Origin of the sequence: Crossiella sp. S99.2, assembly GCF_023094165.1 — a bacterium.
Taxonomy (GTDB): domain Bacteria; phylum Actinomycetota; class Actinomycetes; order Mycobacteriales; family Pseudonocardiaceae; genus Crossiella.
On sequence record NZ_JALMDK010000006.1, the window covers coordinates 287408 to 301913 of the forward strand.

Annotated in this window: 16 protein-coding genes and 1 tRNA gene; 8 read left to right on the forward strand and 9 right to left on the reverse strand. The window is 68.6% G+C overall.

Going from position 1 to position 14506, the window contains the following annotated elements; all coding sequences use genetic code 11:
- Window positions 1-112: 112 nt before the first annotated feature.
- From MZC64_RS24385 to MZC64_RS24395, 3 genes are read right to left on the reverse strand one after another with little or no spacing between them, the layout of a single operon-like run.
- Window positions 113-721 (reverse strand): AAA family ATPase, encoded by a 609-nt coding sequence (locus MZC64_RS24385; protein ID WP_247759543.1) that lies wholly within the window; start codon window positions 719-721, stop codon window positions 113-115.
- Window positions 718-1356 (reverse strand): 3'-5' exonuclease, encoded by a 639-nt coding sequence (locus tag MZC64_RS24390; protein ID WP_247759542.1) that lies wholly within the window; start codon window positions 1354-1356, stop codon window positions 718-720. Before MZC64_RS24390 ends, MZC64_RS24385 begins: the two co-directional genes overlap by 4 nt.
- Entirely contained in the window at window positions 1353-2564 is a 1212-nt protein-coding gene (locus MZC64_RS24395; RefSeq protein WP_247759541.1) for a radical SAM protein, read from the reverse strand. Before MZC64_RS24395 ends, MZC64_RS24390 begins: the two co-directional genes overlap by 4 nt.
- A gap of 143 nt (window positions 2565-2707) precedes the next feature.
- Between MZC64_RS24395 and MZC64_RS24400 the strand changes: the two genes are divergently transcribed.
- From MZC64_RS24400 to xerC, 7 genes are all read left to right on the forward strand, one after another.
- Window positions 2708-4210 (forward strand): helix-turn-helix transcriptional regulator, encoded by a 1503-nt coding sequence (locus MZC64_RS24400; RefSeq protein ID WP_247759540.1) that lies wholly within the window; start codon window positions 2708-2710, stop codon window positions 4208-4210.
- A 40-nt stretch (window positions 4211-4250) separates the two neighbouring features.
- Window positions 4251-5312 carry an asparaginase gene (locus tag MZC64_RS24405; RefSeq protein ID WP_247759539.1) on the forward strand — a complete coding sequence of 354 codons (1062 nt, stop codon included), beginning with the start codon at window positions 4251-4253 and terminating at the stop codon, window positions 5310-5312.
- Between the two features lie 3 nt (window positions 5313-5315).
- A complete protein-coding gene (locus MZC64_RS24410; RefSeq protein WP_247759538.1) occupies window positions 5316-5789 on the forward strand; it encodes a PPC domain-containing DNA-binding protein in 474 nt (157 codons plus the stop codon).
- A 31-nt stretch (window positions 5790-5820) separates the two neighbouring features.
- A complete protein-coding gene (locus MZC64_RS24415; RefSeq protein ID WP_247797744.1) occupies window positions 5821-6537 on the forward strand; it encodes a hypothetical protein in 717 nt (238 codons plus the stop codon).
- Window positions 6538-6860: 323 nt separating this feature from the next.
- Window positions 6861-7031, forward strand: coding sequence for a hypothetical protein (locus MZC64_RS24420; protein WP_247759536.1), 171 nt, complete (start codon window positions 6861-6863; stop codon window positions 7029-7031).
- Window positions 7009-7191 carry an AlpA family transcriptional regulator gene (locus MZC64_RS24425; protein ID WP_247759535.1) on the forward strand — a complete coding sequence of 61 codons (183 nt, stop codon included), beginning with the start codon at window positions 7009-7011 and terminating at the stop codon, window positions 7189-7191. Before MZC64_RS24420 ends, MZC64_RS24425 begins: the two co-directional genes overlap by 23 nt.
- Entirely contained in the window at window positions 7191-8372 is a 1182-nt protein-coding gene (gene xerC / locus MZC64_RS24430; RefSeq protein ID WP_247759534.1) for a tyrosine recombinase XerC, read from the forward strand. Before MZC64_RS24425 ends, xerC begins: the two co-directional genes overlap by 1 nt.
- Window positions 8373-8427: 55 nt before the next feature.
- Here the strand turns inward: xerC and MZC64_RS24435 are convergent.
- From MZC64_RS24435 to dnaG, 5 genes are all read right to left on the reverse strand, one after another.
- Window positions 8428-8500: transfer RNA gene (locus tag MZC64_RS24435), tRNA-Asn, on the reverse strand.
- A 380-nt stretch (window positions 8501-8880) separates the two neighbouring features.
- On the reverse strand, window positions 8881-9579 hold the full coding sequence (locus tag MZC64_RS24440) for an MOSC domain-containing protein (protein WP_247759533.1): 699 nt from the start codon (window positions 9577-9579) through the stop codon (window positions 8881-8883).
- Complete coding sequence (locus tag MZC64_RS24445) at window positions 9576-10337, reverse strand: trans-aconitate 2-methyltransferase (protein ID WP_247759532.1); 762 nt, start codon at window positions 10335-10337, stop codon at window positions 9576-9578. Before MZC64_RS24445 ends, MZC64_RS24440 begins: the two co-directional genes overlap by 4 nt.
- A 100-nt stretch (window positions 10338-10437) precedes the next feature.
- Window positions 10438-10983 carry a hypothetical protein gene (locus tag MZC64_RS24450; protein ID WP_247759531.1) on the reverse strand — a complete coding sequence of 182 codons (546 nt, stop codon included), beginning with the start codon at window positions 10981-10983 and terminating at the stop codon, window positions 10438-10440.
- Window positions 10984-12879 (reverse strand): DNA primase, encoded by a 1896-nt coding sequence (gene dnaG, locus MZC64_RS24455; RefSeq protein WP_247759530.1) that lies wholly within the window; start codon window positions 12877-12879, stop codon window positions 10984-10986. It abuts the gene before it with no gap.
- A 34-nt stretch (window positions 12880-12913) separates the two neighbouring features.
- Here dnaG and MZC64_RS24460 point away from each other — a divergent pair, with 34 nt between their 5' ends.
- On the forward strand, window positions 12914-13840 hold the full coding sequence (locus MZC64_RS24460; RefSeq protein WP_247759529.1) for a sigma-70 family RNA polymerase sigma factor: 927 nt from the start codon (window positions 12914-12916) through the stop codon (window positions 13838-13840).
- Here MZC64_RS24460 and MZC64_RS24465 read toward each other — a convergent pair.
- Window positions 13821-14435 (reverse strand): carboxymuconolactone decarboxylase family protein, encoded by a 615-nt coding sequence (locus MZC64_RS24465; RefSeq protein ID WP_247759528.1) that lies wholly within the window; start codon window positions 14433-14435, stop codon window positions 13821-13823. The genes MZC64_RS24460 and MZC64_RS24465 overlap by 20 nt on opposite strands.
- Between the last annotated feature and the right edge of the window lie 71 nt (window positions 14436-14506).

The window sequence follows — 14506 nt, forward strand, 5'->3', positions numbered from 1 at the left end:
CATCACTCCTTATTGCGATAGCAAATAGATACGGATGTGAAGTTCAAGGGCGGCGGTGCCACGGTGGTCGGGTGCCGACATGCGCGGCCTGCCGCCTGTTGATGAAGGTCGGCTATCTGGTGAGCCGGTTGGTGACGAAGGTGATCGCCTGGTCGAGAGCGGCGTCGTGGCCGTCGGCAGGCAGCAGTTCGTGGGGCAGTTCGAGATCTCGTAGGACTTCGTCGACGTGTCTGTCGGCGAGCATGCGGAACTCGGTGTCGCTGTCGCGGATCTTGTTGTCACCCAACGGGATCGTGGGATCCAGCGTGGTACGGAAGGTCAGGTCGTAGCGGTTACTGTGGCCACGGGCGATCTCTTCGAGCTTGGCGATCTGGACCGGATCGGCCATCTCACGGCGGTATTCCAGGGCGGCCCTGTAGTAGCCGAGAGCGTCCGGAACGGGGCGGTCGATGAGCACGACATCGGAGTGCAGCCAGGCTTCCAACTCGTCGCTAATGCCGCGGGTCATGATCCATAGGGTGGAGGCCCAGGTGTGGTTGAACAGGATCGGCAGTCCGATCCGTTTAGCCTGCTCACCGAGGTCAGCGACGGTGCCCACGGAGATGTGCCGGCGGCGCAGGTCGTGAGCGAGGCGGGCGAGGAAAGTGCTCTTGCCGGTGGAGTGAGTGCCGAGCACGGCCACGGTGACCGGCTGCTCGACCGGGTGTGCTGGGGCGGTCACCACAGCCCGCCCTCCGGTTCCTCCGGGGCGGCCAGGCCAGGCAGTGCGGCGACTTTGACCAACCCCATCCAGTCCAGTTCGCCGTCCTCGACCAAGCGCAGCAACAGTTTCCATGCGCACCAGGTGTCGTAGTCGGCTCGGTGATGGCCAGTCTCGGCAAAGCCTGCCGGGTCGATCCCGGCGTGTGCGACGAGCTTGTCTAGGCCGTAGCCGGGCAAGTCCAGCCACACGTACTTGGCCAGGCGCAGGGTGTCGAGCACCATCGGCGGCTTCCAGTCCGGCAGATGCGCGCCGATCACCCGGTGTTCGACGGAGGCGTTGTGCGCCACCAGGATCCGGCCGTCCAGCAGTGCGCCGATCTCCTCGGCGACCTCCGGCCAGGCAGGGCTGTCGGCTACGTCGGCGTCGCGGATACCGTGGACCTTGCGGGTGACCATCGCGGTGATCGGCTTCTGCGGCCGGATCAGCCAGGTCCGCATGTCCGCCTCGGCGCCGCGATGGTCGGTGTCGATGGGCAGCGCTGCAAATTCGATGATCTCCGGCGGCTGCTGGCCGTTGCCTTCGACGTCCGCCACGATCAGGCGCTGGCCGTGCAGGGCGCCGGGCAGTGCAGCGGTGGTCGGGGCCGGGGTCATCGGGCCTCCTCCGGGTTCATGGTGGCGGCGGGCCAACCGATCTCGGCGCGGCCATGCTGGTTGCAGTGGTGCGGCTTGTCGACGTCGTGGACCTGGTAGCCCAGGCCGTGCTGGATGAGGTAGCGGGGCTGCTCGTCCAGGCCGGCGACCACGACGGCGCGGTCGTTAACCTCGACCAGAGTGCCGCCCAGACGTTCAGTCATCTCGGCGACCCGCCGCTCATCTGGCCGGGTCCACGCCTGCTGACAGCGCAGCACCTGACGGGCTGGGCAGATGTCGCACAGCTCGCGGATGCCGACGTGGCCGTTGTAGTCGGGGACCCGGTGGGCGTAGGCGACCCCGCAGGAAGTCTTGCGAAACAGCGGCGACCCCGCCGCGCGCGCACCGGCTGCGGCGAGGATCCGCTGCTCTAGGTCCCGGGGGAAGAACTTGCGGCGGGCGCTGTCCTCATAAGGTTCGGGCAGGCCGTGGGCCTGGTAGTAGTCGCGGATCTGATCTTTGAAGAACAGGCCGGTGAACACGGTGGCGTGGGCATGGTGGCTAAGCTCGATCGCGCGGGCGATGTGCTCGTCGGTGTCGTTGAGGCCGGGAACGATCGGCCGCCAGTACAGGACCACCCGGTAATTCTCGGCGAGTTCGTGGGCGGTGCGCAGTGAGGCGGCGGCGATCGTAGAGTCGACCGGCTCGATCCGGGCATCGTCGATGCCGGAGTGCGTGATGAGGATCGTGAGTTTGATGTTGGTGAAGGAGTTCAGGACCGCGCAGTCCTCGGGCTCGATCCGCCAGCGGGTGATCACTAGGACGTGGTTGGTCAGGCCACGGTCGTCGAGTTCGCGCAGCATCGCGAAGGTGTGTGGCTTGACCTGGGGCAGCATGGGGTCGGTGGCCCGATTCAGCAGCTGGATCGGGGTCACGTGCGGCACGAAGTACTGGTGCCCGGTCAGCAGTTGCGCCGCCTGGTCCTCGCGCAGCAGCGCCCGGGGGATCTTCATCTCGAAGTTGTCGAACAGGTGTCGCACGCAGTAGCCGCAGTCCAGCGGGCAGCCGATGATCCAGTTCATACTCAGCCCAGACTTGCGGTACTCGATCACATCCAGCAGCTCCGGCCGGACCTTGCCCCTCTGGGCCAGAGGCAACAGCGGCAGCTGCCGCCTGGTCGGGCCAAACGAGGACAGTGTCGCGGCCAGTTCGTCCGCCGTTGTTGTCACGGAGCCTCCCGATCGTGAGCGGGACGGTGTTTCCCGTGATCAGAGGACCAGGACCAGCTACGATCGCGGAACGAGGCAAGTCGGCTACACCCCGTATTTGCCACCCTGCCCGTTCTGCAGCCACGAGGTGAGCGGGAGCCACCGTGACCGAGCACTACCCCACCGACAGAGATCTCCCCGACGGCGCTGCCGTCGCGCTGGCTGCCGAGATCCGGCGGCTACGCAACCACGCCGGGCTCAGCCAGAAGCAGCTGGCCGCGCAGGTCGGCTACACCCGCCAGTACGTCTCGCTGGCCGAACGCGTCGGAGGCAACCTCCCCTCGTTGGAGCTGACCTTGGCCCTGGACACCCGGCTCGACGCGGGCGGGGGCCTGCTCGCCCTGCGCGAGCAGGCGCGAGCCGACCAACGGGCGCTACGGCACTCCCTGCCAGCCGCCACAGCTTCGGCGCAACTGCCGGAATTTGCCTCCCCGTTCCCCCTTGCCTTTCCACCCGTGGACCGGGTAGATGGGAGCCAATTCGGGATCTCGACACCGGCGGGCCGGTTCTTCGCTGGATCGACGATCCCCGCGACCAGCTACCCGGCAGTCGAGGACGGCCGGGTCGTCGTGCGCGTGCCCACTGGCCTCGCCGACGACCTGACGCTGCGCCGCCCCGGCCGCAGCTTGGTCATCGGGGCTGCCGACGGACCGGCCGGGCCGCGACTGTTCGGGCTGGACAACCGCGTAGCCCGCACCCGGCTGGCCAAGGCCGTGGACGGTGCTCCGCTGCTGATACCGGGCGCCTATGAGCTCGACGACCTCACCCTGGGCGTGTTGTGGTCGGTGGCCAACCTCGACGACGCCTTGCTCGACGATGACAGCGCCCTGGCCGCCGCCGAGGAGCACCTGCGCGGGTTCGACAGCACCGCCCGTTCCACCGGTGGCCGCGACCTCGCCGCCGATCTCACCGCCGTGTCACGGATGTGGTTGGGTTCGGACTTCTGCGCCCGCCACATCCTGCGCCACGCCGATGCCCTCCACGAGGTGCCGGCGTTCTGGACCCGCGAGCAGCGCGGCGAGGAGTCCAGCACGTGGATGTTGTTCGCCCACAAGCACAACTACCTGGCCCGCACTGCGGCCATCTTCGCCACCACCGGCGCGAAGCCCACTCGCACCTTCTGCGTTCCACCCGAGACCGTAACCGACTCCCCGCGGCATGAGCGGATCCTGCTGGTGCTCGCGGTCGCGCTGATGGAGTCCTTCGACATCGCCGTGCAGGTGTGCGCTGAACCCGAGTACAGCTCCGTCACCGGGTTCGCACTCGAGCAGGGCCGCCGCGCGATCGTGGCGAACTGGGTCGGCCACGACGGCATCTGGCAGGTCGACGTCACCGATGACCGCCCGACGCTGCGCGAGTTCGCCGACGCCTGCGGCTACGCAGAGGCTCACTCCGTGATCGCCGGCCCGACCCCGTCAGCCCGGCTGCGTGCGCTGGCCGACTACCTCGACCTGGACTGGGCCTGGCTCACCCGCCGCTGCGCCGACCTCGGCGACTACGGCACCGCGGGCCTGGCCCAACCACGCAGCCGGCTGCTCTCCACCACCGGGCTGGACAGCGCCTGCAGGTTCCTCGGCGGTCTCGGCACACGGCACACGGCACAGTAGGCTGCCGATCACTGTCCGTACGTGGTCCGAGGGAGCCCGGGTGCCTGATGCCCAGCAAGCCAGCCGCCGTGTCGTCGTGTTCGGCCTTGGCGGCACCATCGCCATGACCAGCAACGATACCGGCGGAGTCGTCCCCGCCCTGTCTGCCGAACAACTCGTCGCTGCCGTTCCCGGTCTCGCCGACACCGGCATCGTCGTTGATGTCGTCGACTTCCGCCGCAAGCCGGGCGCGTCGCTGACCTTCGACGACCTGGCCGAGTTGGCCGAGGCGATCACCATCCGGTTCGCCGAGGGCGATCTGGACGGCGCGGTGGTCACCCAGGGGACGGACACGATCGAGGAAACCGGCTACCTTCTCGACCTGCTCTACCAAGGCGAGCAGCCGCTGGTGGTGACCGGCGCGATGCGCAACCCGACGCTGGCCGGGGCGGACGGCCCGGCGAACATCCTCGCTGCCATCCAGGCCGCCGCCAGTCCCGAGCTGTGCGGGCAGGGCTGCCTGGTCGTGCTCGCCGACGAGATCCACGCCGCTCGCCGTGTCCGCAAGACCCACGCCACCAGCGGCGCCACCTTCCAATCACCCAACGGCGGCCCGCTCGGCGCGGTCCTGGAAGGCAAGCCCCGGCTACACAACCGACTCACTGACCGGACCACCCTCTCCACCGGACAACGACGGCCAGGCCGCCGTGTCGCGCTGGCCACCATCTCCCTCGGCGACGACGGCACCCTCATCGACGCCGCCGCCGACCGGCTCGATGGACTCGTTGTGGCCGCGTTCGGCGTCGGCCACGTCCCCGCAGAACTCGTGCCGCTGCTCGCGAAGGTCGCCGACCGAATCCCCGTGGTGCTCGCCTCCCGCACCGGATCCGGGTCCACGCTCCGCTCGACGTACGCGTTTCCTGGCAGTGAGCACGACCTACTCGACCACGGCCTCATCGGCGCCGGGTTCCTCGACCCGTTCAAGGCCCGCATCCTCCTGCACGCCCTGCTCACCGCCGATGCCGACCGCGCCACCATCGAGGCCGCATTCGACGCCGCAGGCGGCCACGCCCACCCCAGCACCTGGCCTTGGACCACCCCCGAACCCCGCCAGGAGCCCTGACCCGTGCGCAGCCATGACCTCACATTGGGACGCACCTTTGGCGTCACCTTCGACCACGGCGAGGACTTCTTCACCGCACTGGCCGAATTCTGCCGCACCAACAACGTCCGCCACGGCTACATCCCCTCGTTCATCGCCGGGTTCGCCGAGGTCGACATCGTCGGCACATGCGACAAACTCGACGACCCGGCCGCGCCTGTCTGGACCAAGGTCCACCTGAACAACGTGGAGGCCTTCGGCGGCGGCACACTCGCCTATAACCCCGACACCGACCAGGTCCTCCCGCACATCCACGTCGCCGTCGGTCTGAAGGAACAAGCCGCCACCGGCTACACCAGCCACCTCCTGCGGGCAGAGGTCCTGTTCCTCACCGAGATGCTGGTCATCGAGGTCACCAACCCGGTCATGCGCCGCGAACGCCAGCCCGACCTCTACAACGTTCCCCTCCTACGGTTCGGCCCTGGCACCAGCGAGTGAATCGGGGCAGGCGATGACACCGTCGTTCCCATTGCAGCAGGCTGAGTCCGCCCATTTCGATCTGCTCATCCACTTCACCGGCCGGCCGGCGGGCACCTCGCTGACCCCATTCGTTGATGACGCTGTAGCTGCCATGTCGCCTGAGCAGCGGCTGGACAGCATCCTCTGGGGGCAGATGCTTCACGGGTTCGCTCCGTTCGGCGCCGCGGAAGACCAGCGCATGATCTGCCTGTCGGAGAGCCCGCCGGACCACCTGCACTGGCTGATCAAGACCCGTGCCTGGCCGCCCTGGGGACTGATCTTCCCTCGGCAGACTGTCTACAACCTCGGCGGCGGCCCGGTCTGGCACGCCCGGCAAGAGCAGTACGGCATGCTCCGGCCCGACCAGATCCGCTGGGCCACCCGCTTCGACACCACACCCGGCAACCGGTCGGACTGGCTACACGAACGGGAGTGGCGCATCCCGCTCCCGCAGGGTGCCCCCGGGCTCCTGCTCCCTGTCGGTTCGATCACCACAATCGTGGTCGGCACACCTGGCTGGGCCCCCTCACAACGGCTCACCCAGAGAGAAACCGGCTACTACATCGACCAAAGCGACGGCCAGTACTGCGACCCGAGCGACGTGTTCGCCCGGCCGGAGATCCGGGAAGTCATGTCCCTCCCGCCGCTGTGGGAGTCCGCGCACAAGCTGTACTGGGATCCCACCGCGCAAGCGTTCCTGCCGACGGAGACCGGCCAAGCGGGGTGACGACAGTGACCACGGCGGGGCGGGGCGATTGGTGTTGAACAGAATCCAGTAGGGACGATCGCGACCAGGCTGGAAGCTGCCCGAGATCGTGCTCGACCATGCCATGACTGACGAGCTCAATCGAGTCCGTCCGCAGCCCAGAAACAACCACAGCCCACATGCCGCGTTACCTCCCAGGGCGACCACACAACCAACCGGCTGGGCACACCTTCCTATGGTGGCGCCGGGGTCACATCGACCTCGGTTTGACGCTCGGCCTTGGACAGCCTGGGAGTACCGCCATGACCACACGCCGTGTGATGGATCCACAGTGGACACACACCGTGACCGCCGATGAGGTCACCACGGTCAACCGCTGGGATGTCCTGGCCAAGTTCTCTCGCACCGAAGCCGAGCGCGAATTCGTCGCGAGCATCGCCGAATACGTCAACCACGACAGACAGCCACGACCGGACAGGAAGGGGCAGGGCCATGGACAAGCTGTGGAGTGTTGAGGACCTCTCCGAGTTCCTGGGCATCCCGGTCAACACCCTCTATCAGTGGCGCGCCAAGGGATACGGGCCTACTGGTCGACGGATCGGCAAGTATGTCCGCTACCACCCGGAAGACGTCCACGCCTGGGTCGACAATCAACCCCCGGAAGGAACAGCGTAATGGCACGGCCTCGGCTGGATATCGGAACACACGGCAAGATCCGGGTTAGACAGGCACGGAAGGGTGTCTACTACGCGGTCGCCGAAGTTCGAGACTACGACGGTGTCAATCGCGAAGTACTCCGCGCAGGAGCCAGCAAGACTGACGCGATACGGCGGCTCAAAGTGGCCCTTCGGGACCGAGGTAAGGCCGCCCGTGATGGTGAGATCACCCCAGATACCAAGCTGACTCAGCTCGGCGAGTTGTTCCTCGCCAAGTTCGCGAAGGAGGTCAAGAAAGGCAGGCGATCACCGACCACGCTTGATCAATACCGCTTTCGGTTCGAACGACACATTAAGCCTGGCGTCGGTGAGCTCTCGATCCGGGAAGCCAGTACCGGCAGGCTTGATCGCTTCATCACTGACGTGGAAGAACATCATGGCGCCGCAGCGGCCAAGACGACCCGCACCATCCTGAGCGGCATGATGGGCTTGGCTGTCCGACATGACGCCATCGGCAGCAACCCCGTCCGGGACGTCAGCACGATCGAGACTGAGAAGGGCTCCGCTCGGTCGCTAGAGCTGGACGAAGCCCGAGAACTGCGCGGCAAGATTCACGCCAGTGAAAAGGCCCAGGACTGGGATTTGGTGGACTTCACCGACACGATGTTGGCCACCGGCCTGCGCATCGGGGAAACCGCCGCGATCAGGTGGACCGCCCTCGACCTCAACGCGGGAACCGTGGAGGTACAGGCCACAGTGGTGCGGATCAAGGGTGGTGGTCTGATCATCAAACCCAAGCTCAAGACCAAGAGCGGGTACCGCACGCTCGAGTTGTCCCGCTGGGCGGTGATCATGCTCAAGGCACGCAAGGCGGTCGCCGAGCCTAACGAGTGGGGTGTGGTGTTCACCTCGCCCAAGGGCGGACTGCGCGATCCGAGCAACACCCAGGCCGACCTTCGGGTGATCTTCAAGGCGGCTGGGTTCGAGTGGGTGACCAGTCACGTATACCGGAAAACGGTGGCGACACTGATGGATGAGGCAGGGTGCACAGCCCGACAGGCGGCGGATCAGCTCGGACACGCCAAGGTGTCCATGACCCAAGACAACTACTTCGGCCGTAAGCAGGTCAACACCGGAGCGGCCGAGGTCATGGAAGCCGTCGCGACTCCAGAACCAGTCGAAGAGGAAAAACCGGAATAAAACCTGAACGCGATCTTGAACGACTGAGGGCCCAGGTCTCTGACCTGGGCCCCAGCTCCTCCGGTTGGACTCGAACCAACAACCCTGCGATTAACAGTCGCATGCTCTGCCAGTTGAGCTACGGAGGACTGGCATGTGTCCGGCGGTGCCTGACGGGTAATACCTTAGCGCACCCCGCGGAGCGGTTTTCACCACCCCCCATCCCAGGGATCTTCGCCCCGCGAACCTGGGTGTTCGCGCAGGTCAGACAAGGAGGAGCCATGATCCGGTTCGCACTTGGGGTTGCTGTGGGGTACGTGCTGGGGGCTCGGGCGGGACGGGAGCGGTACGACGATCTGGTCCGGATGTACCACCGGTTGGTGGGTCACCCGGCTGTGCAAGGCGCGGCGGGGGCGGTTCGGGCCAAGATCGACGAGCGGCTGGGGCGGACGAGTCCGCGGGCCGGAGTGCGGGATGAGGGGACCGTGCAGGCAGGGCAGGGTGACAAGCTCGTGACTGAGGTGGATCGTCAGCGGGCCAGCACCGGGTCTCCCTCGGTTACGACGCCGGCCTCGACGACGCGGGCGTAGACGCCGAAGGTCAGGTCGTGCCCGGCGAGGGTGGGCAGCAGCCGGGGGATCTCGGGCAGATTCCCTTGTGCCTGACCGACCATGACGCACCGGACGGCGCCGCCCAGCACCTCCAGGGTGGTGCCGCCGATGCGGAGCCGGCGACCGGACCAGTCGTCCTCGGGACGTCCGTCGCCGGGGGTGTCGAGCACGATGTTCGCCCGGGTTCGGGTCCAGGCCAGGTCGGGGCGGTCCAGGCGGGTGGCCAGCCAGCGCAGGCTCGCGGTGGTCACCAGGTGCACGGCGCCGGCGTCCAGGTGGGGGATGTCCGCCTCCGGGGTCACCGTGACCGGCTCGCCGACCAGCCTGGACATGGCCGCGTCCAGGGCGGGGTCGCCTGCCTTGTGTTCGGCGCCGTCGGGCAGGGTGACGATCGGTTCGGCCAGGCCGTGCAGCCGGGCGGACAGCTCGAGCAGGTGAGGCAGCCGGGTGAACCGGCGGGTGTTCTTGCCGGAACCGAACTTGCCTGCCGCGGTGCGCACCGCCCACCAGCGGTCCCCGGTCACGCCGCGGTCGTCAAACTCCAGCCGGTCGAGTTGTTCGCCGCGCAGCGACTTGACCGGGTAGCGGGCCAGCGCGACCACCCGTCCGAGGGTCATTTCTTGTGGCCCACGGCGAAGATCCGGCGCATCGGGAACCAGGTGACGTCCTCGCCGTGCGCGGGGTAGGCGGCGCGCAGCCGGGGTGCCAGTTCGGCGGTGAACTCCGGCCAGCGGGTCTCGTCCAGGGCGGCGCGGACCGGGCGCAGGGCAGTGCCGCTGATCCAGTTCAGCACCGGGTCTGCGCCGCGCAACTCGTGCAGGTAGGTGGTCTCCCACACGTCGGCGGCGAAGCCGGCCGCGGCGAGCACACCCGCGTACACCTCGGGCCGGGGCACCGCGTCCACCGGGCGGAACGTGCCGCCCAGGGTGTCCCGCCAAGCCGGGCTTTCGGCGATGCCGCGCGGGATGGTGTGGCTGGGCTCGGCGAAGTTGCCCGGCACCTGGAAGGCGAACCAGGCGCCGGCGGGTAGGCGGTCCAGCCAGGCGGGCAGCAGGTCGAGGTGGCCGTTGACCCACTGCAGCACGGCGTTGCAGATCACCACGTCGGTGTCCGGATCGGGTTGCCAGTCCCGCACGTCGGTGAGCGCGGCGTCGATCCCGGCGACCCTGGCGGCCTCGACCATCTCGGCGGAGGAGTCCAGCGCGGTGATCTTGGCCGCGGGCCAGCGGTGGGACAGCACCGGGGTCAGCTGGCCGGGGCCGCAGCCCAGGTCGACGACCTGGCGGGGGTCGGTGGCGCCGACCCGGGCGAGCAGGTCGTGGAACGGGCGTTCGCGGTGGCCGGCGAAGGCCAGGTAGGTGGTCGGATCCCACATGCGGCAACCTCCAGCACGCTTAGCAAACCGTACGTACGTACTTTATAGCGCGAGTGGCGTGGTCGGAAGAGGGTGTGGGCGTGTTCCGGCAGGCGTTGTTCTAGAAGGCGTTGGCCTGGGCCTCGCGGAGTTTGCGGGCCACGTCCGCGGCCAGTGCGCGCACCGCCGCCTCGTCCGTGCCGGGGTCGGCGCGCACCTGGAGCAGCACGCCGTCGCGGCCGGGGATCTTGCGCTGGACGAACCAGGCGCCGCCGCCGGGCAGCTCGTGCCGGTGCGTGGACCGGATCGAGCCGGTGACCCTGGCGTGCACCACATCGGGCAGCTTGGCCGGCTGGGCCAGCGGGTAGCGCCGCGGCGGCAGGTCGGCCAGCAGCACCGCCTCGCCCGCCTCGCCCTGCTCGGCGGCCTCGGTGACCACCAGCACGTCGTTGCCCCACACCGCCTTGCTGACCAGGTGCCAGGAGATCCGCCGCTGCTCCTCGTCCTCGGCCACGACCAGCGCGTAGGAGGTCGCCACCAGGTGCCCGCCGCCGGCCAGTTCGGCCACGGCCATGATCCGTTCCTCCCCGGTGAGCGGCACCTGCACGCCCTCGGGCAGCCGGACGCCGCCGGTGATCTTCTCGGTGAAGCGCCGCCACCAGCTCATCTACACGCCACCCGCCTGTTCCCGAAGTCCCTTGTGGTACTGCTCCATGGCCACCAGGTCGCCGAAGAGCGCGCGGTACTCGTCCCCCTCGGTGACCGGGGAGATCCGTTGCAGCCTGGACTTGATGTCGGCGATCTGCCTGGCCACCAGACTGGCCTGCATGTTGGCGATCAGGCCGAGCACGTAGCGGTCCTCGGCCGACCTGGTGCGCAGCGGCTCCACCGCCAGTTCGGTCACCAGCGAGCGCACCACCGAGTGCTTGCACCGCTGCCCGACCGCGTCCACGAACGTCGCGCCGGAGAGTCCGCAGGAGGTCCCACCGGCGGCCAGGATGGACTGGTGCAGCTCCAGGTAGGCGGGGTGGGTGAAGGCGTCCTCGGAGATCGAGTCGTAGGCCGGGCCCGCGATGCCGGGCAGTTGGATCGCCGCCTTGAGCACCTCGCGCTGCGAGTGCAACTGCGGGTCCTTCGGGGACGGCCTGCTCGGCCCGTCCACCTCCACCGCCAGCGCGCTCTGGTTCGGGTCCACCGGGCGGCGGCGCAGCGGCTTCTCCGGGGCGACCTTGCCGCCCGAGATCTCCCGGATCCGGCGCAGCACCCCGGGGGTGTCGTCCCAGCCGACCCAGCCGGCCAGTTGCCGCCCGTACTCGTCCCGGAGGGATTCCTCCTTGATCTGGGCGACCAGCGGCACCGTGCGGCGCAAGGCCTCCACCCGGCCCTCGGCGGTGTCCAGGTCGTGTTCGGCGAGCAGGGTGCGGATGGCGAAGGCGAACAGCGGCTGCCGCCGGGCGACCAGGTCCCGCACGGCCACATCGCCCTTGTCCTGGCGGAGTTCGCAGGGGTCCGTGCCGTCCGGGGCGATCGCGATGAAGGTCTGCGCGGCGAACTTCTGCTCGTCGTCGAAGGCCTTGAGCGCGGCCTTCTGCCCGGCCGCGTCGCCGTCGAAGGTGAAGATCACCTCGCCGCGGAAGGCGTCGTCGTCCATCAGCAGCCTGCGCAGCACCGAGATGTGGTCGGCGCCGAAGGCGGTGCCGCAGGAGGCGACCGCGGTGGGCACCTCGGACAGGTGCATGGCCATCACGTCGGTGTAGCCCTCGACCACCACCACCTGGCGGCGGCGGGCGATCTCCCGTTTGGCCAGGTCGATGCCGAAGAGCACGTGCGACTTCTTGAAGATCGGGGTCTCACTGGTGTTGACGTACTTGGCCTCGATCGGGTCGTCCGGGAAGATCCGGCGCGCGCCGAAGCCGACGACCTCGCCGCCCAGGTCCTTCAGCGGCCACAGCAGCCTGCGGTGGAACCGGTCGATCGGGCCCTGCCGGCCTTCCTTGGCCAGTCCGGACTTGTACAGCTCGTCCATCTCGAAGCCGCGGCCGATGAGGTGTTTGGTCAGCCGGTCCCAGCCCGCGGGGGCGAAGCCGCAGCCGAAGCGGTCCGCGGCGGCCTGGTCGAAGCCGCGTTCGGCGAGGAACTCGCGCGCCTTGACCGCATCCGGGGTGTGCAGCTGTTCCATGTAGAACTGGGCGGCGGCCTTGTGCGCCTCCAGCATCCGGGTCTTGGTGCCCCGGTCGCGCTGCACGGTCGCGCCGCCGCCGGTGTAGGTGAGCCGGTAGCCGATGCCGTCGGCCAGCCGCTCCACCGCCTCGACGAAGCCGATGTGCTCGTACTGCTGGATGAACTGGATGACGTCGCCGCCGACGCCGCAGCCGAAGCAGTGGAAGGTGCCCTTGCTGGGCCGCACGTTGAATGACGCGGTCTTCTCATCGTGAAATGGGCACAGCCCTTTCAGCGTGCCACCACCGGCTCGGCCCAGGTTGACGTACTCGCCGACCACGATGTCGATCCGGCAGCGATCACGGACCTCGGCTATGTCGCTGTCCCGGATTCGTCCTGCCACGAGGGCAAGTCTAGGAGTACGTCAGGATGGACGTGTGACCGTCAGCGACGAGACCCTGGCCACGGTGTTCAGCGAGCACCGCGGGCACCTCATCGGGGTCGCCTACCGCATCACCGGGACCAGGGCCGACGCCGAGGACGCGGTGCAGGACGCCTGGCTGCGACTGGCCGGGCAGAGCACCGCGGCCCGCGCGGAGATCCGCGATCTGCGGGGCTGGCTGACCACGGTGGTGGGGCGGATCTGCCTGGACCGGCTCAAGTCGGCCAGCGCCCAGCGGGAGCGCTACGTCGGCTCCTGGCTGCCGGAGCCGGTGGTGCGGCCGCTGACCACCCAGCCGAGTGAGGATCCCCTCGACGTCGCGGTGCGCGAGGACGGCGTGCGGATGGCGGCCATGGTGGTGCTACACGAGCTGAGCCCGGAGCAGCGGGTGGCGTTCGTGCTGCACGACGCGTGCGGGGTGCCGTTCCCGGAGATCGCCACCGTGCTGGGCACGACCCCGGCGGCGGCCCGGCAGCTGGCGTCCCGGGCACGGCGTGCGGTGAGTGAGGCGGACGCGCCGCCGCGGATCGAACTGGCCGAGCAGCGGGCGGTGCTCGAACGGTTCACCGCGGCGCTGGCCAGCGGCGATATGGACGAGTTGCTGAAGGTGCTGCACCCGGACGTGGTGGTCATCGGCGATTCCGGCGGCAAGGCGAGCACCGCGCGGCGGCCGGTGTTCGGTGTGCACAAGGTCGCCCGCTTCGCCATCGGCCTGCTGAACAAGTACGGGGCGGACTCGGTGTTCACCGGCATGACCCCGATGCTGGTCAACGGCGATCTGGGCTTCCTGGCCCAGACCGACGGCGACGACGAGCACCGCCCGGTGGACCGCCGCGTGGTCACGCTGGCGGTCCGGGACGGGCGGATCGTGGCGATCTACGACGTGGTGAACCCGGAGAAGCTCACGAACGTTCCCTGGTGATCTCGGTCGCGGCGACCTCGGCCGGGGCGACCGGCAGCGGCACCCGGCAGGCGTCGCCGGAGGTGAAGCCCTGGTCGACGATCCCGAGCGCGTCGTTGAACCGGGCTCGCTGGTTCTCCACCGTGATCAGGTAGGTGAGTTCGACCAATCCCTTGTCCCCCAGGCGTTCCCGGAGTTCGGCAACCTGCTCGTCGGTGACCCGCACCGGCGTGGCGGTGATCGCGTCGGCGTAGCCGATGGCGAGTTTCTCGGTCTCGGTGAACCGCGGCGAGTCGGCGTAGGCGTGGATCTCCTGGAGCCGCTCGATGTCCAGGCCCTTGTGCCGCTGCAGCATGGTGCCGAAGTCCACGCACCAGGAGCAGCCGAGTTCGGTGGCGACCCGGTAGACCACCAGGTCGGCCAGGTGGTCCGGCAGGTGCTTGGCGGCGCGTTCCACCGCGGTCTCGGCGAGCGCGGCCGCGATCATCAGGCCCCGGTGGTGGGCCAGGACCGCGAACGGCTCGGGCACCGCGCCGAAGCGCCTCTTCGCGTAGCCGTACATGCGCCGGATGAGCCAGCCGGCCTGGTCGACGGTGCGGGCGGGAATGCGTGGCACGGCGATCTCCCCGTGGGTCGGTGACGCTGACCCACGGTGGACGAGCACCCCGCGCCGACTGTGACAAGCCG